Below are 24192 nucleotides of genomic sequence, written 5' to 3' on the forward strand. Positions count from 1 at the left end.
TGTTCGAGCAGGCTGGCAGCAAGTTGTACTACCACTAGCCCCGTGCATGACGCTCGGGGCCATCGGCACATTGCCGATCCCGAGCCGGTGTCCTTCAAAACCCCGGTGAGGAAACTCGCCGGGGTTTTTTGTTTTAAACGACCCCGGCATAACGACAATACCAAGGAAGACGTTATGCCCATTCATCAGACACTGCGCGGCGCCCATGTGCCCGTGCATATCTTTACCGACGATATCGACGCGCAGGCGCTGCGCCAGCTGCACAATATTGCCAGCCTGCCCATCGTCCATCCGCATGTGGCGGCCATGCCCGACGTGCATGCCGGCATCGGCGCTACCGTCGGCAGCGTGATTCCCACGCGCGCCGCCATCATCCCGGCCGCCGTTGGCGTCGACATCGGCTGCGGCATGAACGCCGTGCGCACGACCCTGACGGCCAGCGACCTGCCCGACAACCTGGCGCGCCTGCGCAGCGCCATCGAAGCGCAAGTGCCCGTCGGCTTCGAGCAGCACGAATGGAGCCGCGTGCAAGGCTCGCGCCAGGCGCGCGCCGTGCGGCCCCTCGGCGACCGCCTGGCGCGCATCGTCGAGCGCCACCGGGGCATCGCCAAGATGCTGCGCCAGTTCGAGCGCACGTGGATTTGCCAGGCCGGCACCCTGGGGGGCGGCAATCACTTCATTGAAATCTGCATCGACGAGGAGCAGCGGGTGTGGATCATGCTGCATTCGGGTTCGCGCGGCATCGGCAACGTGATCGGCCGTTATTTTATCTCCGCCGCGCAGAAGGATATGCGGCGCCACCAGCTGCAGCTGCCGGACGCGGACCTGGCGTACCTGAGCGAGGGCTCCACGGTATTTGACGACTACGTGGACGCGGTGGATTGGGCGCAGGATTACGCGCTGCTCAACCGCAGCGAAATGATGCGCCGCGTGCTCGACGTGCTGGCGCAGTTTGCTCCGCCGTTCCGGCTCGACGGGGAAGCCATCAACTGCCACCACAACTACATCGCGCGCGAAACGCATGGCAATGAGGATTTATATGTGACGCGCAAGGGCGCCATTTCGGCGCGACAGGGCGAACTGGGCATCATCCCCGGCAGCATGGGCGCGCGCAGCTTCATCGTGCGTGGCAAGGGCAATCCGGAATCGTTCTGCTCCTGCTCGCACGGGGCGGGGCGTAGCATGAGCCGCAGCGAGGCGAAGCGCCGCTTCAACCGCTTCGACCTGGCCGAGCAGACGGCCGGCATCGAGTGCCGCAAGGATGGCGGCGTGATCGACGAAATCCCCGCCGCCTATAAAAATATCGACGCCGTCATGGCGCATCAGCGCGACCTGGTGGAAGTGGTGCATACCTTGCGCCAGGTCGTCTGCATCAAGGGCTGAAAGGAGTGGCCATGAAGATCAAAGTGAAAGCCCCGTCCAAGCCGCGCAATCCGCTGGTGGCGGCCGCCAGGCTGCGCGGCGGCGCCGGCGCGCACCAGTCAGAGGCGTCGCCAAGGGCCGCGCGGCGGGCCGGCAAGCACCGCCTGCAGCAACTGCTGGCGGGGCGTCTGAAGCCCGAGGATTAGCGCGGGGCCAGTTCGACGATGAAGTTCGGATCAAAACGGGGATTTTGCGGCGTGCCGCTGCGCGTCTTGTAGCCGCAGGGGTTGGCTACGACGCGGCACGGGCCGATGCGGTAGTCGCGCGAGACGTGAATGTGGCCATGCACCCACAGGTCCGCCTGCGCGGCCAGCTCGTCCAGGCGCGAGGCGTAGGCGGGCGCGCAGCCCTCGCTGCCGTAGGCGTCGTCGACTGACTGCAGCGAGGGCGCCATGTGGCTGATGACCACCGTGCGGCCGTCGAAGGGCTGCGCCAGTTCGCGCGCCAGCCAGGCTTTTTGCTGCGCATGGAACATGGCCGTGTCGGCCGCGCGCAGCTTGCGAAAGCCCATTTTGGCCAGGCGGATGCGCCTGTAGTCGTTCATGACGGCTTCCGCGTCGCGCATGGCGGCCAGGCGCGTATCTTCGCCCAGCAGGCGGAAATCCGTCCACAGGGTGGCGCCCAGGAAGCGCACCGGCTTGCCTGCCTGGTCGGTGATGACGTGGCTGTCGGCGTCGAGAAAATGCACGTTGTCCGTGGCGGCGCAGGCGCTGCGCAATTCCTGGCGCACCTTGTCGAGGTGGTGGCCATAGCCTTCGTGGTTGCCGTGCACGTACAGCACGGGCAGGCCCGCAAACGCCGTGGCGGCCCAGGCAACGGCGCGCGCGCCCGTGTCGATGTCGCCGGCCAGGATCACGGCGTCGGGACGGCTGAGCGCAAGATCGCCTTGCGGCGCATCCTCGCGCCATAACTCATGGTGCAGGTCCGACAGAATCAATAAACGCATGCGGTGTCCAGGCGATTGGCGAGTACGTCATCGTACCTGAAAACCCTCATTCTTCCTCCAGCGCGGCGAAGCTGTGCGCCAGGTAGTCGATCAGCGCGCGCACGGCGGGCAGCAGGCCGCGCCGCGACGGGAAGACGGCGTGGATGATTTCGCGCTGCGGCCGCCACTGCGCCATCAGTGGCAGCAGGCTGCCATTGGCCACCTGCTCGACGATCATCATGGTCGGCAGCTGCACCACGCCCACGCCGGCCGCGGCCGCGTCGCGCAGGGTCAGCATGTCGCCCGTGACGAAGCGCGGCGTGTGGCGCAGCTGGGCGCGCGCGCCGTCCGGGCCATGCAAATCCCACTGGTAGTGCTGCTGCGGCGTGCCCAGGGCCAGGCTGGGCCAGTCGGCCAGGTCGGCCGGCGCCTGCGGCACGGGCGCGCCGGCGAACAGCAGCGGGCTGCCCACCATGCACTGGCTGCGTTCGGCCAGCACGCGCAGCACCAGGTCGCTGTCGGGCAGCGGCGGCGGACGCACGCGGATGGCCACGTCGATGCCCTCGGCCACCAGGTCGACGCGGCGGTTGCTCGCTTCGAGCAGCAGGGTCACCTGCGGATGGTCGCGCATGAAACCGGCCAGCATGGGGCCCACCAGTGCATGCAGCAGGGCGATGGGGCAGGACAGGCGCACCGTGCCGCGCGGCGCGGCCCGCGTCAGGTCGATCGCTTCCTGCGCCGCTTCCGCTTCCACCAGCATCGCCTTGCAATGCTCGTAAAACGTCTGCCCCACGTCGGTGACGGAGAAATGCCGCGTGGTGCGCTGCAGCAGGCGCGCGCCGAGGCGCTCTTCCAAGAGGGCGATGCGCCGGCTCAGTTTTGATTTCGGCATGCCCAGCGCGCGCCCGGCCGGCGCGAAGCCGCCATGGTCGACCACCTGCACAAAGTAATACAAGTCGTTCAGGTCCTGCATGCCGCCTCCTTGATCGTTCTATTTTTGGAACGCTGAAGGCCTATTTTACCGTCTACCGCGTTGATCGTTGCGAGTCTATTCTGTCTCCATCGTAATGCAAACCCCAACAGGAGATCGAGATGAACACAGTCACAGGTATCTACAGCGCACCGCGCCAGCACTGGGTCGGCGACGGTTTCCCCGTGCGCTCGATGTTTTCGTACAACGGCCATGGCAAGCAGCTGAGCCCATTCCTGCTGCTCGACTATGCCGGCCCCGCCGAATTTGCGCCCGGCACGCGACCGCCCGGCGTCGGCTCGCATCCGCACCGCGGCTTTGAGACGGTGACCATCGTCTACAAGGGCGAAGTGGCGCACCGCGATTCGACGGGCCAGGGCGGCGTGATCGGCCCCGGCGACGTGCAATGGATGACGGCCGGCGCCGGCATCCTGCATGAAGAGTTTCACTCGCCTGCCTTCACGCAGTCGGGCGGCACGCTGGAAATGGTGCAGCTGTGGGTGAACCTGCCGGCGAAAGACAAGATGACGGCGCCCGGCTACCAGGCCATCACCAGCGACACGATTCCCACGGTGGCGTTGCCGGACGATGCAGGCTCCGTGCGTGTGATCGCCGGCGAATTCGGCGGCCAGCATGGCCCGGCCCGCACGTTCTCGCCGATGCAGGTGTGGGATGTGCGCCTGGCCCAGGGCAAGCTGACGGAACTGCCCGTGACCAGGGGCTGGAGCACGGCGCTGATCGTCCTGCACGGCACGGTGCTGGTCAATGGCGAGAGCGCGCTGCGCGAAGCGCAGATGGCGCTGTTCGGGCGCGATGGCGACAGCATCACCGTCGAGGCGAACAACGACGCCGTGGTGCTGCTGCTGAGCGGCGAGCCGATCGACGAGCCCATCGTCGGCCATGGCCCGTTCGTCATGAACACCGAAGCGGAAATCGTGCAGGCGTTCGAGGATTTCAACAGCGGCCGCTTTGCCCGCATCGAGAAGTAATCGACGTTGTGCAGCAGGCAGCAAGCAATAACCCATGCCGCACCCGGCGGCATGGGCATTCAACCGGCGCCGCCAGGCGGCGCCACCTTCAGGAGACTACCATGAGCACCCCCGCCAACTTCCAAGGTTTGCCACCGATGATCGATCCCGACGACGCCGTCATGCTGCTGATCGACCACCAGAGCGGCTTGTTCCAGCTGGTGCGCGACATCGAGCAGCACGTGCTGCGCGGCCACGTCACGGCGCTGGCCAAGCTGTCGCGCCTGGCGAACATGCCGACTTTTACCACCGCTTCCGTGCCGGACGGCCCGAACGGCCCCCTGATCCCGGAAATCCACCATTTCAACCCGGAAGCCGTCTACATCCCGCGCACGGGCCAGATCAACGCCTGGGACAATCCGGCCTGGGTCGAGGCCATCGAAAAGACGGGCCGCAAGACCTTGCTGATCGCCGGCACGCTCACCAGCGTATGCATGGCTTTCCCCACCATCAGCGCGCTGGCGGCCGGCTACAAGGTGTTTGCCATCATCGACGCCTCGGGCAACTGGTCGAAGATGGCCACCGATATCACTATGGCGCGCGTGGCGCAGGCCGGCGCCGTGCCGATCGATACGTATGCGGTGCTGGCGGAAGTGATGAGCACCTGGAACCGCGCCGATGCGATGGAGTTCGCCGCCATCATGACGGACCACATCGTGCCGCCGTACCGCGCCCTGATCGAAAGCTACGACAAGGCGCAGGGCGTGCAAAAGAATGGCCGCGAAACGAAGCTGGAAATCCTGGAAGCGGCTGCCAAGGGCTGATCGCCTTACGGCGCGTCGTAGCTGGCGCGGATCGCCGCCAGCGCGCCGCGCTGCTCCAGGTGCGTGATGGCGGCGTTCAGGCGGGCCAGGTCGGCGGCGCTGGTGCTGTGCGCATTGAGCATCAGGTGCACGGGCGCGCGCAGCGCGAGGAAGGGCAGGGCGCTCAAGGCGACGCCCTGCTGGCGCGCCTCGTGGCGCACGGCCAGCACGTCGCCCATCAGCAGGTCGGCGCGGCCCGCGTCGAGCATGCGCACGCCTTGCTGGAAGGTGCCGAACGCATTCAGGCGGCCGGCCTTTTCCAGCGCCGGGCGGGCCGCCGCGTATTGCGCGCCATACCAGCCCACTTTGGGCGCCAGCAGGGTGGCCTTGCCGCGCGCGAGCTGCGCGACGCTGGCGATCTGGCGCAGGCCGTCGGCATGGCCGGACTTGCTGAAGATGCCCACGGCTTCATCGCGATACGAAATGGAAAAGCGGGCATACGACTGGCGCTCCGGCGTTTCGGACGCGGCCAGCATCAGGTCCAGTTTCCCCTTCTGGAACAGCAGTTCGCGTCGCGCCGTGGGCAGTTCCGGCAAGGTGACCAGGGTGCAGCGGGCTTCCTTGAAGATGGCGCGCAGCAACTCCAGGTCCAGGCCCGTGTAGCGGCCCTCGGCGTCGCGGTAGACGTACGGCGGCCACTGCTCCAGCGCCATCGTCATGCGGCAAGCCAGGGCTGGCAGGGCCGATACGCCGAGCACTGCCGCAAACAGGAGATGGCGCATGCGCATACGGGTGCTTCCATAGAGTTTCAACTTGATATTCAATTTGCCAGAATGGCCAGGGAAGTCAAGGGTTGCTGCTGCTGAAGGCCTGCCTGGCGTGTTTTTCCTGGACTTTTGCGCGGTTTTCGCCGCCTGCCCCCCTTGCAATTGCCTCTGGCGCGCAGGACACCGGGCAGTGTATTCGGCTATAGTGGCGCCGTGCATCCAACCACTGCCCCGCAAAGGAAGACCGCTTGACTCCCCCACTCGAGATCGCCGCCAACGTGCTGATGACCGTTTCCATCGTCCTGGCCGGACGCAACAATATTCATTCCTGGTGGATCGGCATGGTCGGCTGCGTGCTGTTCGCCGTGCTGTTTTTCCAGGTCAACCTGTACGCCGACGTGCTGCTGCAGCTGTTTTTCATCGTTACCTGCGTCATCGGCTGGCTGCAATGGCGGCGCGGCGCAAGCGGCCAGCCGCTGCCGATCACGCGCACGGGCTGGCGCAGCCTGGCCTGGGTGGTGCCGGCCGGTTTTGCCGCCGTGTTCATCTACGGCATGCTGCTGCACCGCTTCACGAATGCCTACGCGCCCTTCATCGATTCTGCGGTGCTGGTATTTAGCGTCATCGCGCAATTCTTGCTGATGAGCCGGCGCATCGAAACCTGGGGTTTCTGGCTGCTTGTCAACACGGTGGCCGTGCCCTTGTACTACAGCCGCGGCCTGTACCTGACGGCCGTGCTGTACGCCGCCTACTGGGTCAATGCGCTCATCTCCTGGTACTGGTGGCGCCTGCAGGCGCGCCGCGCGGCGGCGGCCCCGCCGGCGGCCATCGCCGATGCCTGACGGCGCGCCATCGGCAAGGCCTTAGATTCAAATCATATATACAATCAATTTTTAATTCGTTCACGCCATAAAGACGCCGCGATATAGTGGCATTTCCCCGCTTACCGGTGTCTTTTATGTTGCGCTTTACTCTTTCTGCCATTTTTTCCGCCACCCGGCACCAGCTGACCATGCAATCCATGGCGCAGTGGATGCCGATGCGTGCGCGTCCACGCATCCCGTAATTCCTGCATTCCCCCCGTTGTCGTAATTCCCGCAGGCCCATCCGGCCCGCGTGCCCCTGCTCGGCTTTTTTTATCTGAAGAAGGCCGCAATCCCAATAAGAGGAAACCATGTTCAAACCACTCGCCATCAGTCTAGCCATCGCCGCCGCCTTTCCTGCCTTCGCCCATGCCGAGGAGGAAATGCTGCGCGTCAACGTCACCGGGTCGAATATCCGTGTCAGCGAAAAGGAGGGCGCCAGCGCCGTCCAGGTCATCACCGCCAAGGAATTGAAAGCCAGCGGCAAGACCAGCGTGTCGGACGTGCTGCGCGCGATTTCCGCCAACAGCGGCAACAGCTACAACGAGCAATATACGGGCAGCTTCTCGGCCGGCACCTCGGGCCTGTCGCTGCGCGGCATCGGCCAGAAAAATACCTTGATCCTGGTCAATGGCAAGCGCGTGGCCAGCTATGCGACGGCGCAAAACCTGCAGGAAACCTTTGTCGACCTGAACAGCCTGCCGATGGCGGCCGTGCAGCGCATCGAGGTGCTCAAGGACGGTGCTTCGTCCGTCTATGGTTCCGATGCCGTGGCCGGCGTGGTCAACATCATCCTGTACAAGGAATTCACGGGCACGGACATTACGGCGCAGTGGGGCGGTTCGACCGAAGGCACGGGCCAGCATGAAAAGAGCGCGGCGCTGCAGACGGGTTTCGGCAAGCTGGAAGAAGACGGCTACAGTCTGGTCTTCTCGGTCGATGCGCAGCAGCGCGACAAGCTGCAGCAAAGCGACGTGGCGTGGATGCGCGATGCGGACTTCCGCAAGCAGCAGCGGGGCAGCCTGGGCTGGGCCATCACCAACTATGCGGGCACGGACCCGACGAAGACCCTGGGCGGCGTGCGCGGGCCATTGCAACTGGTCAATTATGGCGACATCACGCCCGGCAAGACGGGGCAAGTGCTGGCGTACAACCCCTCGCCATACAAAACCCTGATTCCCGGCATCCAGCGCATCCACTCGGCCGCGCGCGGCACCCTGAAGCTGAATGCGGACACGGAAGCGTATGTCGATTTGCTGCACAGCTACTCGCGCGCCGACCAGACCTTCAGCGCGCCCTTGACGGTAAATAATGCCACGCGCGTGTGGAACAACGCCACCCAGGCGCTCGACACGATACCCGTCGTGCTGCCCGTGGGCCATCCGAACAATCCGGGCGCCACGCCCCTGCCGTTCACGGCCACCCTGTTCGACCTGGGACCGCGCCTGAAGCAGGACAAGGTGACGTTCTACCGCGCCCTGGCGGGCGTCAAGGGCACCTTGGCGGGCTGGGACTGGGACGCGGCCGTGGGCCACTCGAGCAGCAAGCTGGAAGAAACCGTGCAGAACTTCGTCAACCGCTACGAATTCCAGAAAGTGCTGGCCGACGGCAGCTATAACTTCTTTGATCAGGCGCAAAACAGCGAAGCGGTGCGCAACCGCCTGCGCCTGTCGACCCTGCGTCCGGCCGAATCGACGCTCGACACCGTCGACTTCTCGGCCGCGAAGGACCTGTGGCAGTTGCCGGCCGGTCCGCTGGGCTTTGCCGCCGGCGCGCAATGGCGCCGCGAAAAGATGGATTCGCAGACCTCGACGGCCGTGCTGTCCGGCACCGAGCTGCGCCCGGCGATTAACATCATCAACGGCTCGCGCAGCGTGTCGGCCCTGTTTGCCGAATTCAACGTGCCGGTGGTAAAAGACCTGTCCGTCAACCTGGCGGGCCGCGCCGACCATTACAGCGATTTCGGCAATGCGTTTTCGCCGAAAGCCAGCGCCCGCTACCAGGCGGCGCCATGGCTGCTGGTGCGCGGCACCGTCTCGCGCGGCTTCCGCGCGCCGTCCCTGCCGGAAATCACGCAAAGCACGGCCGTCAGCTATGTCAGCGTGCTCGATCCGCGCGATCCGATCACGCCGACGCAGACGCGCGGCGTGACGGCCATTACCATCGCCAACACCGCCTTGCGTCCGGAACGGTCGAATAACCTGAACCTGGGCGTGGTGGTCTCGCCGACCAGCAGTTCGAGCATCGGCCTCGATTACTACCGCATCAAGCAGGATGGCGTGATCGGCACGGAAAGCGCCACCACCACCATCGCCAACGAAGCGTCGGCGCCGCAAAAGATCACGCGCGACGCCGATGGCCGCATCACGACCCTGTACCGCCAGTACCGCAACCAGGGCCAGCGCGAAGTGTCGGGCATCGATCTGGACCTGCGCCAGCGCTTCGTCGACAAGGACTGGGGCAAGCTGACCCTGGCCGGCCAGCTGAGCCGCGTGCTGCGCTTTGCCGAACCGCTGTCGGACGGCGCGCCGCTGACGGACGGCGCCGGCACCAATTATTTCGGCTCCATCCCGAAATGGCGCGGCGTCAGCTCGGCCACCTGGGAACAGGGCAAATGGTCGTCCACGCTGACCTGGAACTATGTCGGCAGCTATGCGCAAAACACGCATCTCGATGAATCCGTGGCCGCCTTCAGCACGTTTGACGTGACCACCAGCTGGCAGGTGACGCCAGCGGCGAACGTCACCTTCATCGTGCAGAACCTGGCCAACAAGCGCGCGCCGTGGGATTACTCGGCCTCGGGCTTTGACTATACGCAAGCCGATCCGCGCGGCCGCTTCGCCTCGCTCAAGCTGAACTACAAGTTCTAGGGTGCGGGGGGCATGCGTGCCCCTCAGTGCCCGTTCGACACCTGCCGCTGGCCCGTCTGCTCCTGCAGGCGCTGGCGGTAGGCGCTGGGCGTGATGCCCATGCGCTCGCGGAAGGCCGTGGCGAAGTTGCCCGCGTTGTGGAAGCCGATCAGCAGGGCGATATCCTGCACGTCGATCTCGGTCTGCTGCAGCAATTCCACGCCGCGGGCGATGCGCGCCTCGCGGATGAAGGCGAAGACCGTCATGCCCGTCTGTTCGCGGAACATCAGGGTGAGCTTTTCGCGGTAGGTGCCCACGCTGCGGGCGATTTCGGACAGGTTGGGCAGGCTGCCCAGGTTGTCGAGAATAAGTTGCTTGACGGCATTGACGAACACCAGGTCGGGATGCTGCTGGCGCTCGCTGGCCGGCGACGCGGCGGGCAAGGTGCTGTTGCTTTTACGCATCAAGCCCAGGTGGATATGGATGCGCGCGGCCAGTTCCTCCGGTGTAAACGGCTTCGAGATGTAATCGACGCCGCCTACCTGCAAGCCCATGATGCGTTCCTTGGCGGCATCGGCGCCGCTGAGAAAAATCACGGGGATCGGTTCCGTTTCGGGATTCGCCTTGAGCAAACGGCACGCCGTGTAGCCATCCATTTCCGGCATGCGCACATCGAGCAGGATCAGGTCGGGATGCGTGGCCAGCGCCAGTTGGTAGCCCTGGTAGCCGTTGAAAGCGATGCTGAAACGGTACGGTTGCTCGCTCAGCAGTTCCATCAGCATGCGCTGCTCGAACGCGGAATCGTCCACGATCAGGATGTTTTTTTTGATGGGTTCGCTGGTCAATGGCATGGCATGGATGACTTAACCAAATAGCAAGTTGTGGCTTATTATGCCCTGCTTTTTCTTTTTTTTCTGCTTTTCTCGTGTTTCAAAAGAGGTTTCTCCGCGAGAAGAAGCGCGGATTTCCCAGATGGCTAATAATTCACTCATGCATTGATTTTAAGCAATGTCGCTTGCCAAAAAATCTGTTTTGCAAATGCTGCAAAAAATGCTGGAGTCCCTGGCTTCCTGACTCTCGGCGCAAGTATTTTGTCGTCCTGGTTTGCGTGCCCCAGAAAACGCCGGCAATACCGTGACTATCCTCGAAGCCCTTCAGCCGATGGGCGCATTAATGATGTCCCGTCATCAGGAGGTATCATGTTGCGAGTTATTTCACCCCGCTTGACCGCTGCCGCCAGTGTCGTCCTTGCCGCTGCGGCCTTCCTGCCTGGCTATGCCGATGCCGCCGTGTATCTGAACGGCAGCAACACCACGACCTTTGACGTGACCCTGAAAATCATCGCCAATTGCACGATTGCGGCGGCCAATCTCGACTTTGGTCAAAGTCAGGGTGTACTGGCTACTGCCGTTAACGTCAATACGACCGTGGATGTCACCTGCACCAATACCACGCCGTACAACGTGGGCCTGACGGCGGGCACGGGTACGGGCTCGACCGGCACCACGCGTTATCTGAGCGGCACCGGCGGCAACCTGGGAACGGTGCAATTCAACCTGTTCCAGACGGCGGGCAGCACCTTGTGGGGCGATACGCAGGGCACGAATACGGTCGGCGGCACCGGCAACGGGAGCTCTCAGCCGATCACCGTGTACGGCAACATTCCGCCGCAGGCGACGCCGGCGCCCGACACTTACAAGTCGACCATCACGGCCACCGTTTACTTTTAAGCCGGGCGACGCATGAAGGCCGCTGCCGCCTCCCTGATCTGGCCCTGGCTGGCGCTGCTGGCGTGCGGTGCCGCGGGCGTGCAGGGCGCCAATCTGCAGATTTCGCCGGTGACGCTCAACTTCCGCGCCGAACAGGGCGCGGCCGGCATCAACCTGCAAAACCTCGGCGACCAGCCCATGTATGGCCAGGTGCGCGTGTTCGCCTGGGACCAGCGCGACGGCGAGGAAACGCTGGTGGCGACCCAGGAACTGGTGGCCAGTCCGCCCATTGTCGAGATCGCTGCGAACAGCCGCCAGACCATCCGCCTGGTGCGTGCCCAGGCCGGTCCCGTCGCGCAGGAAAAGACGTATCGCGTGCTCATCGACGAAGTCAGCCGCGACGATGACACGGGCCGCAGCGGCGTCGATATCCGCTTGCGCTATTCGGTGCCCGTGTTCGTGCTGCCGGCCGGCGCGCCGGGCAAGGAAGCGCTCGACTGGCAAGTGTTCCGCGACAAGGGCGAGTGGATGTTGCGCATCCGCAACAGCGGCAATGTCCATGCGCAGATCGGGGCGATGACGTTGACGAACCCGGCCGGGAAGGAGTTTGTGATCAGCAAGGGACTGTTCGGCTATGTCCTGGCGGCACGCATGCGCGTATGGCGTCTGCCTGTCACGGGCCAGGCTGAACTGGATGGACCGCTGAGCATCGCGGTGAATGTGAATGCGAAGGCGCTCATTGCCAAGACTTCGACACCTTGACGATTGCCGCCATGGCGGGCGCAACTGGCCTGAACCATGACACGCGCGCTGACGGCGTTGCTGCTGGCCATGGCGCCGCTGCACTGGGCCGATGGCGCGCCCGGCGTGACGGGCGCCGACCCGGGGCCGGCCAGCTTGTCCAGCGATCCGGCGGCGCCGAATGAACTGTATCTGGAGGTAACCTTGAATGCTGAATCAACCGGGCTGATCTTGCGCTTTACCCAGGTGGGCAAAGGCTTGCGCAGCAGCGTGGCGACCTTGCAGCAGCTGGGGCTGGACCCGGCTCGCCTGGGCGCGCCCGGTCAGGCCGAGGTGGCGCTCGACGCCATTCCAGGCCTCAGCTACGACTATGACGCGGCGCGCCAGAGCGTGTCGCTGCGCGTGGCGGACGACTTGCGCGCGCCGTACCGCATCAGCGCGCGCCCGGAGGCGCAGACGCCGCCGTCGCAGGTCACGCCAGGCGCCGTGCTCAATTACGAAGCCTATGCGGAACTGGGACAGACGCGCCGCGCCGCCCTGTTCAACGATGTGCGCTACTTCAATGACAGCGGCGTCTTCAGCAATACCGGCACGGTGAACCTGGGCGCGGGCCAGCGCAAATACATGCGTTTTGACACGTTCTGGAGCCATGCGGATCCCGCCACCCTGCAAACGTGGCAGGTGGGCGACCTGATTTCCTCATCGCTGAGCTGGAGCCGCGCCGTGCGCGTCGGTGGCTTGCAGTGGCGCAAGAATTTCCAGCTGCGCCCCGACCTGCTGACCTTCCCCGTCGCCGCCGTCGACGGCACGGCGCTGGTGCCATCGTCGCTGAGCCTGTACGTCAATGGCGTACAGCAATACTCTGCCAGCGTACCCAGCGGTCCATTCATCCTGAACCAGGTGGCCGGCGTGAATGGCGCGGGCCAGGCCACCATCGTCACCCGCGATGCGCTGGGGCGCAGCGTGACGACCGTGCTGCCCCTGTACGTCGATACGCGCATGCTGGCCGGCGGCTTGAGCGATTACTCGGTCGAGGCGGGAGCCGTGCGGCGCGATTATGGCCGCCGCCTGTTCGGCTATGAACGGCAACTGGTCGCCAGCGCTTCCGGCCGCCATGGCGTCAGTGACCGTCTCACCGTCGAAGGCCATGCGGAACTGGCGGCCGGCCTGTATCAGGCGGGGGCGGGCGCGTTGTGGCGGCTGGGCCAGGCGGGCGTGCTCAACGGTTCGCTGTCGGCCAGCGCCGGCCGCAGCCGCGGTGCGCAGCTGGGCGCCGGTTATCAGTACCTGGGGCCGCGCTTCAGCATCGATGTGCAAGGCGTGCGCGCCGGCGCCGGTTTTGGCGACCTGGCCTCGCGTGATGGCAGCCCCGTCGTGCGCGCGGCAGACCGCCTCACGGTCAGCCTGCCATTGCCGGCCGGAAGCAGCATCAGCGGCAGCTATATCCGTTACCGCACACTGGGCGCGCCGCCGTCGAAGATTGCTACCGTGGGCTATGCGGCCACCCTGTTTCACGGCCTGTTCTTCAGCGCCAGCCTGTTCCAGGACTTGCGGCAACGCGATAAACGGGGTTTCTACTTCGGCCTGAGCATGGCCTTCGACAACAATCTGGCCCTCAGCGTGAACGGCAGCCGGCAAAACGGCGAGAGCGGCCGCAGTGTCGGCGCGCAGCGCGCGGCGGACTTTGGCGGCGGCTTCGGCTGGAGCGTGCAGGCCGGCACGGCGGGCGGCAACGCTTACCGCCAGGCGCAAGTGGAATACCTGGGCAATGACGGCCGCGTGAGCGCGCGCACGCAAAACAGCCGCAGCGGCACTGTCTCTTCGCTGGGCGCGGCCGGCGCGCTGGTGCTGATGGATGGCCACCTGGAGGCGGCGCGCCAGGTGGGCAACGGCTATGCGCTGGTGTCCACGGGCGGCGTGGCGAACATTCCCGTGTTGCATGAGAACCGCCAGATCGGCGTGACGGGCGGCAGCGGCTATCTGCTGGTGCCGAATCTGAATCCGTATGGCAGTAACCAGATCAGCATCGCGACGGATGAACTGGGCGTCGATGCGCGGGTGCCCGTGACGCATATCAATGTCGTGCCGCGGCAGCTGGCCGGCGTGCTGGCCGCCTTTCCCATCGGGCGCTACAGCGCCGCCACCGTCATCGTGCAGGACGGCGACGGCAAGCCGCTGGCCACGGGCTTGCCCGTGCTGCATGTACAAAGCGGCAAGCGCACGGTGGTGGGATTTGACGGCATCACCTTTATCGACGACTTGCTTGAGCAAAATCAATTACAGATTGGCGAAGGCGACAGCACCTGCACGGTGCGCTTTGCCTATGCGCGCCCGGCGGCGGGCGGCTTGCCCGTGATCGGCCCGCTGCGCTGCGCTGCCGGCGCCGGGGGAGGCCGCTGATGCGCCGCCTGCTGCCATGTCTCGTCTTGCTGCTGGGCTGTGCCTGGGGCAATGCGGCGCGGGCGGCCGATACCTGCACGGTCAGCATGACGAATATCGATTTCGGTCAGATCAGTCCGATTTCCGGCGCCGATTACGTGGCGCAGGCAACGGGGACCTTCAGCTGCCTGTTTTCATCGCTGAACCTGGGACAGTTGCTCACGCCCAATGCGCAAGTGTGCATCTCGCTGGGGCTGGGCACGAATTCCACCTCGGCCCTGCCGCGCAAGCTGGGCAACGGCGCCAACCGCATGGAATACAACGTGTACGTGGACAGTTCATATGCGACGGCGAAGATCTGGGGCGGCGCCGGCGTGGCCGGTGCGCCATCGACGTTCGACATGGTCCTGTCGGCCGGCTTGCTGGCCCCGCCCGGCACGTATTCGATGACGTTCACCGTGTATGCGAAGATTCCTGCCGGCGCCGCCCTGGCGGCCGTGCCGACGGTGGCCAACGCCAATACCGTCTATACGTCGAGCTTTGCCGGCGTGGGCACCTACACCTACACCACGTATGGCCTCGTCAACTTGCAGGGCTGTAGCGCCAGCAGCGGCAGCTTCGGCTTTACGGTGAATGCGACGGCCGTCAACGATTGCACGATCACGGCCACGCCGATGGCGTTTGCCAACGCCTCCATCCTGACGGGCAACCTGCGCAGCACCAGCACCCTGTCGGTGCGCTGCGTGAACAACAATGCGTATCAGATTGCCCTGAACGGCGGCAGCGTGGCGCTCAATGTGGCCAACCGGCAAATGAAGAACACCGTGACCACCGACAAGGTCAGCTATCTGCTGTCGTCCACCCTCGATGGCCCGCCATGGGGCGACGGCACGGGCGGCACCGCCATGGTCACGGGGACGGGCACGGGCGCGAGCGTGCCGCTGACGATTTACGGCCGGGTTCCGGCGCAGGTGTCGCCGCGCCCCGGCGACTACAAGGACACGGTGACGGCGACGATTTATTTTTAGAAGCTGACGGTGAGCATGTCCGCGCCTGCCGGGCTCTGGCCGGGCTGTACCTGATAGGGGGTCGCATGGCGGCATTGCACCTGGGCCTGCGCAAGGTGCGAGCGTATCGTGCAGGCCTCGCTGATGACGAAGGTGGCCTGGAACGAGGCGGAGGAGACGGTGGCGGCGGCGGTGGTCTGGCAGAGGGAGAGGGCGAGCAACATTGGCAGGACGGCAAATTTCAAAGGAGTCATCGTAAGCGTATCAGGTGAAAAACGGACGGGAAGCAACATTCTCTGACGCCGTTTCGCACACCGGGACGGGAGAAGCTGGACTGGGCATGATTGTACTGGAGCAAGAAAAGTGTGAGTTTTCGCGTATTTTCAAGCCCTCGCCGGGGCGGGAAACGGCTTGCAAAGCGATAGTAACTAAATTTTTGTGTGGCAACTGCAAGATTTTTTTTGATTGTTGTGTTGGATCAACGTGAGGAGATGGTCATGAAACATACCAACTTTAATAATTTGCCATGCCCGATTGCCCGCAGCCTGGGCAAGGTGGGCGAATGGTGGAGCATCCTCATCCTGCGCGAAGCGTTTTACGGCAAGACGCGCTTCGATGAATTTGAAAAAAGCCTCAAGATTGCCCCCACCATCCTGACGCGCCGCCTGGCGGACCTGGTGGAAGGGGGGCTGATGACGCGCCGCCTGTATTGCGCCAAGCCGCCCCGCTATGACTATGTGCTGACCAAGCCGGGCCGCGCATTCAAGCCCGTCCTGCTGGCCTTCATTGCCTGGGGCAATGAGAACTTCGCCCCGGAAGGCGCCAGCCTCGTCATCGCCAGCCGCGACACGGGCCTGGCCGCCGATCCGGTGCTGGTCGACGCCATGACGGGCTTGCCCATCAATGACGAGTACTACGCGTTCGCGCCGGGGCCGGCCGCCAGCGACAGCATGCGCAGCATCATCCTCGATGCGGAAAAAAGCAGCGGCATCGCGCCCAAGCCGAAGGCGCCGCCCGCCAACCGTGGCTGGGTGGCCGAAGGCCATCTTGCCTGAACGGGGCGCGGCGGGGCGCGCAGCAAGTTTGGCGCAAAGCAAAGCGGACTCGGCGGGATGGCGTTACTGTCGCACTACAGCAAGATTTTTTTGCGCGAGACACGGCGCAGGCCCGCTTGTGCGGGAGGGCGCCATCCGTAAGCCGATGTCCGTTGAAGGAGAACTGCGATGAGCACATTGCCAAACCACGTACGCCGCGCCGCCACCGTGCTGGCGCTGGCCACCCTGCTGGGCGCCTGTTCCCATGGTCCGCATCACCCGGGCGGCCATGACGTGACCCTGACGGGCGCGCAGGAAGTGCCGGCCAATACCAGCACGGCCAGCGGCCACAGCGATATCCGCGTGGCGCACGACCGCAGCGTCAGCGGCGGCGTGCGCTACACGGGCATGGTGGCCACCGTCGCGCATATCCACGAAGCGCCCGTCGGCGCCAACGGCGCTGTCATCGTGCCGCTGGTGCAGACCAGCGCCGGCATGTTTGCCGTGCCGGCCGGCGCCATGCTCACGCCGTCCCAGTATGCGAGCTACCAGGCCGGCAACCTGTACGTGAACGTGCACAGCGCCGCCTACCCGGCCGGCGAGATCCGCGCCCAGCTCAAGCCGTAGCCGGCCGCCAGCATTTTCCCGGCAAGCGCCTATCGTCTGGAGCACGACGCTGCGCGCATCGCCCGCATCATCCTCGTGTCGACGGCGCTGTCGTTCCTGACGTTTGCGGCGGCCGTCAGCTCGCTGAGGTGACGTTGGCGGCGATCAGCGCGCCGAGCGCCCGGGCGGCGCCCGGCTGGGCGTCCAGCGCCAGGCCATGCGCCATGCTGGCCTGGTCCTGCATGCTGCGGTTCTGCCCCAGCTTCCATTTGCCCGTGATGCGCGTGAGGGGAATCTCGATGCCGACGATGGCTTTCAGCATTTTGTCGATATAGCCGGCCGGCGCATCGCCCACCTGCCACGGTGCGGCTTGATCCGCCTCGTGGCGCGCCGTCAGCCGCGCCACCAATCCCAGCAGCCATGCCGCATCGTCGATGGTGCGCAGGGGGCCGTGCGCGTGTACCACCGCATAGTTGAAGGTGGGGACTTCCTTGCCGCTGCGCTGTTTTTCCGCATACCAGGCGGGCGTGATGTAGGCGTGCGGCCCCTGGAAGATCACCATGCAGTCATCGTCCGCACCGGCGGCGCGCCACAGCGGATTGGCGCGCGCCACGTGGGCGCGCAGGGTGCCGAATGGCGCATCAAGCGTGGGCGCGGCGATCTCGAACGGCAGATGGTCGGCGCACAGGCCATCGGCGCCGTGGCGCACCAGCGCGCCCAGCGGATGCGTGGCCATCAGGCCATGCAGCACGTCGAGGCGCTCTTCGCGGAAGGTGGCGGGCGTGTACATCTAGTGCGCTCCTTGCACGACCACCTCGGCCGTCAGCGAATTGGCGATGTAGCAGCGTTCGTGGGCGTCATGGTGCAGGGCGGCCAAGGCCTCGGGCGTGGGCGATGTTCCCGCGAAGGCGATGCGCGGACGCAGCACGATGCGCGTCATGGCCAGGCGGCCTTGTGCATTCTTGCCCAGCTCGCCGATGGCGGCGTCGCGGTAATCGTCGATGACGTAGCCGCGCTGCGCTGCCAGCGACAGGAAGAACAGCATGTGGCAGCTCGACGCGGCGGCCACCAGCGCCTCTTCCGGGTCGATATTTTCCGCCACCGACATCGGCAGCGGCACGGACAGGGGCGACGACGAGGCGGGGACCGTCAGGCCGCCGTCGAACCGCCATTCATGGCCGCGGCTGTAGCGCTGGCCGGCGAAATCCTGGCCGTCGCGCTGCCAGGCCACGGTGGCGAAAAACTGATGCATGGGTACTCCGCAAGAATAAAGGGGATGCGCCATCTTAGCGCCAGTCTTGGCTATTTAAAACAGCCAATAAGTGCTATCTTGAAGCTACCAATTCAAGAGCCATCCCGTCATGCCAGCCTCCCACCTGAACCCGATCATCGCCACCTTGCCGCTGCAGCGCGGCGCCGCCGAGCCGCTGTTCCGCCAGCTGTATGCGGCCATCAAGGCCGCCATCCTCGATGGCAGGATGAGCCCCGGCATGCAGCTGCCGCCCACGCGCGATTTTTGCCGCCTGCTGGCCGTGTCGCGCCAGACGGTGCTCAATGCGTATGCGCTGTTGACGGCCGAAGGCTATCTTGATGGCGCCGTCGGGCGCGGCACCTTTGTCAGCCGCGAGGTGCCGCTGCCAGTGCCGCCGGCAGCTACGCCCGGCCTGCTGCGGCCCCTGTCGGCGCGCGGGCAGGGCGTGGTGGCGGCCATGCGCCAGGTGGCGTTCCACCGGGGGCCGCTGCGCGCCTTCCGCGTCGGCATGCCGCGCATCGACCATTTTCCGTTTGACGTGTGGAACCGGCTGGAGGGGCGGCGCCGGCGCCGTCCCGACCACCAGTTCGGCTACGGCGACCCGGCCGGCTTCCTGCCGCTGCGCGAGCTGCTGTGCGTGTACCTGAAGGCCTCGCGCGGCGTCCAGTGCACGCCGCAGCAGATCGTCATCACGTCCGGCTCGCAGCAGGCGCTGTTTTTGCTGTCGACCATCCTGCTGGCGCCCGGCGATTGCGCCTGGATGGAGTCGCCCGGCTACCGGGGCGCCAGCGGCCCGCTGCGCGCGGCCGGCGCGCGCGTCTTTCCCGTCCCCGTCGATGCGCAGGGGCTGGACGTGGCGTATGGCGTGGCGCACTGCCCGCAGGCGAAGCTGGCTTACGTGACGCCGTCGCACCAGATGCCGCTGGGCGTGAGCATGAGTTTACCGCGCCGCCTGGCCCTGCTGGCCTGGGCCGCGCGCAACAAAGCGTGGCTGGTGGAAGACGATTACGACAGCGAATACCGCTACACGGGCGCGCCGCTGGCGTCGCTGCAAAGCCAGGACCGGGCCGGCTGCGTGGTGTACGTGGGCACCCTGTCGAAGGTGCTGTTTCCGGGGCTGCGCCTGGGCTACATGGTGGCGCCGCCCGCGCTGGCCGAGGCGCTGGTGCAGGCCAAGGCCGTGATGGACCGCCACACGGCCATCGTGCCGCAGATGGCGCTGGCCGACTTCATCGCCGAGGGCCACTTTGGCCGGCATATCCGCCGCACGCGCGACAGCAATGCCGAGCGGCGCGACCTGCTGTTGCGCGGCATCGCGCGCGAGCTTGACGACCAGCTCGCGTGCGGCCCGGCCGACAGCGGGCTGGAACTGTGCGCGTATTTTCGCGGCGATCACGACGAAGAGGCGGTGGCCGGCGCGGGACTGGCGCGCGGCATCGAGTTGCGCCCGCTGGGCCACTATGCCGATCCGGCAGCGGGCCCGGAGTGCGCCACGCCGCCGGGGCTGCTGTTGGGCTTTGCGGCCATTCCCCCGGCCGAGATGGCGCACGGCTTGCTGGAACTGGGGCGCCTGCTGCGCGGCCGATAATTTATACTGTACCTCCGCTTCCCCTACGAAGAACATGCCATGACCATTCTCCGCTGCGCCTGGGCCAATCCGGCCAATCCCCGCTATGTCGAGTACCACGACACGGAGTGGGGCGTGCCCTGTCACGACGAGCGCCGGCTGTTCGAGATGCTGAACCTGGAAGGGGCGCAGGCGGGACTGAGCTGGGAAACCATCCTCAACAAGCGCGACACTTACCGCGCCGCTTTTGACGACTGGGATGCGGAAAAGATCGCCGCATACGGCCCGGACAAGGTGGCGCAGTTGCTGGCGGACCCCGGCATCGTGCGCAACCGCCTGAAGGTGGCGGCGGCCATCACGAATGCGCAAGCCTATCTGCGCCTGCGCGCGGAAGGGCACACGCTCGACAGCTTTTTGTGGGCCTACGTCGATGGCCAGCCCATCGTCAACAGCTGGCAGCCCGGCGAGTTCCCCGCCAGGACGGCCCTGTCGGACCGCTTGTCGAAAGACCTGGGCAAGCGGGGCTTCAAGTTCGTCGGCTCGACCATCATCTACGCCTACATGCAGGGCATCGGCATGGTCAACGACCACGCGCCCGCCTGTTTTTGCCGCGCGGGGCGCTGACGATGAAGCCCCTCGTCACGCTCGACACGGATTTCGACGGCGCGCGCTTTCACGCGGCCTGCGCCCGGCATGGCGGGCGCAGGCTGCATTACATCGCGCTGGCGCCCCGTCCCGTCGACGCCAGCCAGTTGCCCGAGCCGTGGCGCAGCCTATGGCCACCCTGCGTGCCGGGCCTGCACCGCCTGGCCTCGCGCGACGGCCTCGTCATCCTCGACGTGCTGATCGGCGAGCCCGATGCCTGCCTGGCGCAGCTGTCGGCGAGAGTCGATGAAGTGCACCTGGCCTGGGCGCCGCCGGCCACGCCGGTGCTGGCGCGCCTGATGGTTGACGGCGCGCGCCTGCATGCCGTGCACCTCGACGAAACGCAGCGCGCGGCGCTGCAAAAGAACGGTTTTGTCTTCGACGAGAGCCGCTTGCGCGCCGTGTTCTATGCCCGGCGCGGCGACAGCGTGGGCACGGCGGCGCCGGAGCGGCGCGCCATCGTCATCGGCGCGGGCGTGGCCGGCGCCGCCGCCTGCGAACGCCTGGCCGCGCGCGGCTGGAAAGTGACCTTGGTCGAGCGCCACGCGCAGCCGGCAAGCGAAGCGTCGGGCAACCTGGCCGGCATCTTCATGCCGCAGCTGTCGAAGGACGACAATATCGCCACGCGCCTGGTGCGCGCCGCCTACCTGTATTCGCTGCGCTACTGGAGGGGGCTGGGCGGCATCGGCGCCGCCTTTGACGGCGCGCAATGCGGCGTGCTGCAACTGGCGCGCGATGCAGAACATGCGCAGGTGCAGCGGCAGATCGCCGCCGGCGGCCAGTATCCGCCCGGCTTCGCCCGCTGGCTGGAAGCGCCGCAAGCGGCCGCCATGCTGGGCGCGCCGGCGCCCGACGGCGCCTGGTGGTTCGCACAGGGAGGCTGGGCGCGCCCAGCCTCTGTCTGCGCGGCCATGCTCGACGCCTGCGGCAGCCTGCTGACGCGGCGTTTTTCCAGCAGCGCGCTGCGCCTGGAGCGCGGCGACGGCGAATGGCTGCTGCGCGATGCGCAAGGCGCCCTGATCGCGGCCGCGCCCACCGTCGTTTTGGCCGCCGGCACGGGCGCGATCGATTTTGAACAGGCGGCCGGCCTGCCGCTCGACGCCGTGCGCGGCCAGGTCACGCACCTGGCCGAAGCCAGCCTGCCGTCCGTGCCCTTCGTCGTCTGCCGCGAAGCCTATATGACGCCGGCCTATCAGGGCGTCGTCTGCGTGGGCGCCAGCTACGATGCGGACGCGGACGCCAAGCTGCGCCCGTCGAGCCAGCAAGAAAATATCGGGAAGATCGCCGACATTCTGGGCGTGGCCCCGTTCGACGCGCCGCTGGCCGGGCGCACGGGCTTTCGCTGCGTGGCACCGGACCGCCTGCCGCTGGCGGGCGCCTTGCCCGATCCGGGCGTGCCGGGCCGCTGCGAGCGCCTGCGCGACGTGCCCCGCTGGCCCGGCCTGTTTGGCTTGCTCGGCTATGCCTCGCGCGGCCTGATCTGGGCGCCGCTGGCGGCCGAGCTGCTGGCCTGTCAGCTCGAGGGCGAGCCGCTGCCGCTGGAGAGGCAGTTGGCGGAGGCGCTCGACCCTGCGCGTTTCTTGCTGCGCGAGCGCCGCCGCGCTGGTTGAGCGTTGGCGCAGAGCAGGCGAGGGCTGGGGGCAGACCCCCAACACAGCTGACGCAAAGCCTGGCGCCAACGCGCGTGAGGGTCTGACCCCATATGCGGACGCTCCACGCGTAGTCCCCATATGTGTTTTTCAGCTTTCCAAACTCTTTTTAATTTGTTTTCCGAACAACATAAGTTCGCTACAGTGGACGCGTGCTGGATTTTGACGACGGAATCAAGAGGTGGAAAGATGGCTGCTGCAGAACTGATTTTCGATCCCCGCGCCGCGCACGGCGAGGCGGCGTTTGACGAAGTACTCCATCTGGCCCGCGCCCAGGCGCAGGCGCAAGGCTTGCCGTATGCGGGCGTCGTCAGCGCGCAGGATGCCTGGCAGCTGGTGCAGGCCGGCAAAGCCGTGCTGGTCGACGTGCGCACCAGCGAGGAACGCACCTTCGTCGGCTACGTGCCGCACTCGCTGCACGTGGCCTGGGCCACCGGCACGGCCATGCACCGCAACCCCCGTTTTACCCGCGAACTGGAAGCGAAGGCGGGCGGCAAGGAGGCCGTCGTGGTGCTGCTGTGCCGCAGCGGCAAGCGCTCGGCGCTGGCCGCCGAAGCGGCCGCCAAAGCGGGGTTTACGCATGTCTTTAATATCGCACAAGGCTTCGAGGGCGACCTTGACGCACATCAGCAGCGCGGCCACAGCGGCGGCTGGCGCTGGCACGCACTCCCCTGGCTGCAAGACTAATTCACCTTTCAGGACCACCATGAACCAGCGAGCCTTGCCTCCCGTCTCCCTCGCCGCGCAGCCGCAGTGGGAATTGCGCCAGATCGTCGATGAATTGCGCGCCGTGCGCGAGCGCTGGCGCGACGGCTTGATGAGCAGCCGGGAGTGCGGCGCGCGCGAATTCCCGTCGCGCCAGCACTTGCGCGACATCGTCGACGCCCTGTGCGCGGCCCTGTTTCCCATGCGCCTGGGCCCGCTCGACCTGCAGCAGGAGAGCGAGGATTTTTTTGTCGGCCACACGCTCGACACGACCTTGACAAGCCTGCACGAACAGGTGCGGCGCGAACTCAGTTACCACGCGCGCCAGCACGGCTTGCAGCAGACGGAGCCGGTCGAACAGCAGGCGCTGGCCATCGTGCAGCGCTTTGCCCGCGCGCTGCCGCGCATCCGCGCCCAGCTCGACACGGACGTGGCGGCCGCCTTCCATGGCGATCCGGCCGCGCACAGCGTTGATGAAGTGCTGCTGTGCTATCCGGGCATCCTGGCCATCATCCATTACCGCCTGGCGCACGCGCTGTATGCGCTCGGTGCGCCGCTGGTGGCGCGCATCATCGCCGAAGTGGCCCATTCGCAGACGGGCATCGACATCCACCCGGGCGCCGTCATCGGCAGCAGCTTTTTCATCGACCATGGCACGGGCGTGGTGATCGGCGAGACGGCCATCCTCGGCGAACGGGTGCGCATTTATCAAGCCGTCACCCTGGGCGCCAAGCGTTTTCCAGCCGGCGCCGGCGGCGTGCTGAAAAAGGGACTGGCGCGCCACCCCATCGTGCAGGACGACGTGGTGATCTATGCGGGCGCCACCATCCTCGGACGGGTGACCATCGGCCAGGGTTCCGTCATCGGCGGCAACGTCTGGCTGACCCGCAACGTGGCGCCCGGCAGCAACATCACGCAAGCGCACAACCAGCAGGAGGCGCCGGACTTGCCGGCGCCATCCCACCCCGCCTTTGCCCACCACCCATGAGGACAGCATGTTGATCAAACAGTTTGGACTGGCCGTGCGCCAGTTGCGCGAAGGGCATGGCTGGTCGCAGGAGCGGCTGGCCGAAGCGGCCGACTTGAACCGCTCGTTCATCGGCGAAATCGAACGGGGCGCCGCCACGCCGTCGCTGCTGACGGTGGAAAAACTGGCCATCGCGCTGGGCGTCGGCCTGGCGGGATTGATGGCCCGCTGCGAGCCGGAGCTGGTGGATTAAAGCGGGTCGATTCAGCGCCACGATGATGGCGATAGCATGTTGAGAGAAGAGGGGAGACGCCCGATACTTTATTTGTTTTTCAGATAAGCATATTCATTTTTCTCATCAGGA

Annotated in this window: 26 protein-coding genes; 18 read left to right on the plus strand and 8 right to left on the minus strand. The window is 65.9% G+C overall.

What is annotated here, in order from left to right; genetic code table 11:
* Positions 1-174 precede the first annotated feature (174 nt).
* The gene (locus CBW50_RS19885) at positions 175-1383 is read left to right on the plus strand and encodes an RtcB family protein (RefSeq protein ID WP_086147150.1); all 1209 of its coding nucleotides are present in this window, start codon (positions 175-177) and stop codon (positions 1381-1383) included.
* Between the two features lie 11 nt (positions 1384-1394).
* Entirely contained in the window at positions 1395-1568 is a 174-nt protein-coding gene (locus CBW50_RS19890; protein WP_226936303.1) for a hypothetical protein, read from the plus strand.
* Here CBW50_RS19890 and CBW50_RS19895 read toward each other — a convergent pair.
* Both CBW50_RS19895 and CBW50_RS19900 read right to left on the minus strand, forming a co-directional pair.
* Positions 1565-2368, minus strand: coding sequence for a metallophosphoesterase (locus CBW50_RS19895; protein WP_086147152.1), 804 nt, complete (start codon positions 2366-2368; stop codon positions 1565-1567). The genes CBW50_RS19890 and CBW50_RS19895 overlap by 4 nt on opposite strands.
* A gap of 46 nt (positions 2369-2414) precedes the next feature.
* Positions 2415-3320 (minus strand): LysR family transcriptional regulator, encoded by a 906-nt coding sequence (locus CBW50_RS19900; RefSeq protein ID WP_086147153.1) that lies wholly within the window; start codon positions 3318-3320, stop codon positions 2415-2417.
* A 119-nt stretch (positions 3321-3439) separates the two neighbouring features.
* Here CBW50_RS19900 and CBW50_RS19905 point away from each other — a divergent pair, with 119 nt between their 5' ends.
* A complete protein-coding gene (locus CBW50_RS19905; protein WP_086147154.1) occupies positions 3440-4306 on the plus strand; it encodes a pirin family protein in 867 nt (288 codons plus the stop codon).
* Between the two features lie 101 nt (positions 4307-4407).
* Positions 4408-5109, plus strand: a complete 702-nt coding sequence (locus tag CBW50_RS19910; RefSeq protein ID WP_216356380.1) for an isochorismatase family protein — start codon at positions 4408-4410, stop codon at positions 5107-5109.
* Between the two features lie 5 nt (positions 5110-5114).
* Here the strand turns inward: CBW50_RS19910 and CBW50_RS19915 are convergent, their stop codons facing one another.
* The gene (locus tag CBW50_RS19915; protein ID WP_226936305.1) at positions 5115-5870 is read right to left on the minus strand and encodes an ABC transporter substrate-binding protein; all 756 of its coding nucleotides are present in this window, start codon (positions 5868-5870) and stop codon (positions 5115-5117) included.
* A gap of 233 nt (positions 5871-6103) precedes the next feature.
* Here CBW50_RS19915 and pnuC point away from each other — a divergent pair, with 233 nt between their 5' ends.
* Positions 6104-6697 (plus strand): nicotinamide riboside transporter PnuC, encoded by a 594-nt coding sequence (gene pnuC / locus CBW50_RS19920; RefSeq protein ID WP_086147157.1) that lies wholly within the window; start codon positions 6104-6106, stop codon positions 6695-6697.
* A gap of 332 nt (positions 6698-7029) precedes the next feature.
* Positions 7030-9588, plus strand: coding sequence for a TonB-dependent receptor (locus CBW50_RS19925; protein WP_086147158.1), 2559 nt, complete (start codon positions 7030-7032; stop codon positions 9586-9588).
* Positions 9589-9611: 23 nt separating this feature from the next.
* Here CBW50_RS19925 and CBW50_RS19930 read toward each other — a convergent pair whose 3' ends face one another.
* On the minus strand, positions 9612-10418 hold the full coding sequence (locus CBW50_RS19930; protein WP_086147159.1) for a response regulator: 807 nt from the start codon (positions 10416-10418) through the stop codon (positions 9612-9614).
* A gap of 12 nt (positions 10419-10430) precedes the next feature.
* Positions 10431-10559: a hypothetical protein gene (locus CBW50_RS30225; RefSeq protein ID WP_264296508.1), complete on the minus strand. Its 129-nt coding sequence runs from the start codon at positions 10557-10559 to the stop codon at positions 10431-10433.
* Between the two features lie 207 nt (positions 10560-10766).
* Between CBW50_RS30225 and CBW50_RS19935 the strand changes: the two genes are divergently transcribed.
* Genes CBW50_RS19935 through CBW50_RS19950 form a run of 4 tightly spaced genes read left to right on the plus strand, consistent with a single transcriptional unit; the run spans position 10767 to position 15424 of the window.
* A complete protein-coding gene (locus tag CBW50_RS19935; protein WP_086147160.1) occupies positions 10767-11297 on the plus strand; it encodes a spore coat U domain-containing protein in 531 nt (176 codons plus the stop codon).
* A gap of 12 nt (positions 11298-11309) precedes the next feature.
* Complete coding sequence (locus CBW50_RS19940; RefSeq protein ID WP_086147161.1) at positions 11310-12038, plus strand: molecular chaperone; 729 nt, start codon at positions 11310-11312, stop codon at positions 12036-12038.
* A 36-nt stretch (positions 12039-12074) separates the two neighbouring features.
* On the plus strand, positions 12075-14417 hold the full coding sequence (locus CBW50_RS19945; protein WP_086147162.1) for a fimbria/pilus outer membrane usher protein: 2343 nt from the start codon (positions 12075-12077) through the stop codon (positions 14415-14417).
* Positions 14417-15424 carry a spore coat U domain-containing protein gene (locus CBW50_RS19950; protein ID WP_086147163.1) on the plus strand — a complete coding sequence of 336 codons (1008 nt, stop codon included), beginning with the start codon at positions 14417-14419 and terminating at the stop codon, positions 15422-15424. The genes CBW50_RS19945 and CBW50_RS19950 overlap by 1 nt, the downstream gene beginning before the upstream one ends.
* Here the strand turns inward: CBW50_RS19950 and CBW50_RS19955 are convergent.
* Positions 15421-15657: a hypothetical protein gene (locus tag CBW50_RS19955; protein WP_139842576.1), complete on the minus strand. Its 237-nt coding sequence runs from the start codon at positions 15655-15657 to the stop codon at positions 15421-15423. The two genes, CBW50_RS19950 and CBW50_RS19955, sit on opposite strands and share 4 nt — an antisense overlap.
* A gap of 243 nt (positions 15658-15900) precedes the next feature.
* Between CBW50_RS19955 and CBW50_RS19960 the strand changes: the two genes are divergently transcribed.
* Both CBW50_RS19960 and CBW50_RS19965 read left to right on the plus strand, forming a co-directional pair.
* On the plus strand, positions 15901-16458 hold the full coding sequence (locus CBW50_RS19960; protein WP_076565423.1) for a helix-turn-helix domain-containing protein: 558 nt from the start codon (positions 15901-15903) through the stop codon (positions 16456-16458).
* A gap of 168 nt (positions 16459-16626) precedes the next feature.
* Positions 16627-17064, plus strand: coding sequence for a CHRD domain-containing protein (locus CBW50_RS19965; protein ID WP_086147165.1), 438 nt, complete (start codon positions 16627-16629; stop codon positions 17062-17064).
* Positions 17065-17179: 115 nt separating this feature from the next.
* Here the strand turns inward: CBW50_RS19965 and CBW50_RS19970 are convergent, their stop codons facing one another.
* Complete coding sequence (locus tag CBW50_RS19970) at positions 17180-17833, minus strand: FMN-binding negative transcriptional regulator (protein ID WP_086147166.1); 654 nt, start codon at positions 17831-17833, stop codon at positions 17180-17182.
* Positions 17834-18295, minus strand: a complete 462-nt coding sequence (locus CBW50_RS19975; protein ID WP_086147167.1) for an OsmC family protein — start codon at positions 18293-18295, stop codon at positions 17834-17836.
* A gap of 109 nt (positions 18296-18404) precedes the next feature.
* Between CBW50_RS19975 and CBW50_RS19980 the strand changes: the two genes are divergently transcribed.
* The 6 genes from CBW50_RS19980 (at position 18405) to CBW50_RS20005 (ending at position 24081) form a co-directional block, all read left to right on the plus strand.
* The gene (locus CBW50_RS19980; protein ID WP_086147168.1) at positions 18405-19883 is read left to right on the plus strand and encodes a PLP-dependent aminotransferase family protein; all 1479 of its coding nucleotides are present in this window, start codon (positions 18405-18407) and stop codon (positions 19881-19883) included.
* 39 nt (positions 19884-19922) lie between these two features.
* Positions 19923-20486: a DNA-3-methyladenine glycosylase I gene (locus tag CBW50_RS19985; protein WP_086147169.1), complete on the plus strand. Its 564-nt coding sequence runs from the start codon at positions 19923-19925 to the stop codon at positions 20484-20486.
* A gap of 2 nt (positions 20487-20488) precedes the next feature.
* Positions 20489-22117, plus strand: coding sequence for an FAD-dependent 5-carboxymethylaminomethyl-2-thiouridine(34) oxidoreductase MnmC (gene mnmC / locus CBW50_RS19990; protein ID WP_086147179.1), 1629 nt, complete (start codon positions 20489-20491; stop codon positions 22115-22117).
* Between the two features lie 228 nt (positions 22118-22345).
* The gene (locus tag CBW50_RS19995) at positions 22346-22843 is read left to right on the plus strand and encodes a rhodanese-like domain-containing protein (protein WP_086147170.1); all 498 of its coding nucleotides are present in this window, start codon (positions 22346-22348) and stop codon (positions 22841-22843) included.
* 19 nt (positions 22844-22862) lie between these two features.
* Complete coding sequence (gene epsC / locus CBW50_RS20000; protein ID WP_086147171.1) at positions 22863-23849, plus strand: serine O-acetyltransferase EpsC; 987 nt, start codon at positions 22863-22865, stop codon at positions 23847-23849.
* 7 nt (positions 23850-23856) lie between these two features.
* Positions 23857-24081, plus strand: a complete 225-nt coding sequence (locus CBW50_RS20005) for a helix-turn-helix domain-containing protein (protein ID WP_086147172.1) — start codon at positions 23857-23859, stop codon at positions 24079-24081.
* Positions 24082-24192 lie beyond the last annotated feature (111 nt).

The sequence above is a fragment of the Janthinobacterium sp. GW458P genome (genome assembly GCF_002127585.1).
In the GTDB taxonomy this organism is placed as follows: domain Bacteria; phylum Pseudomonadota; class Gammaproteobacteria; order Burkholderiales; family Burkholderiaceae_D; genus Janthinobacterium.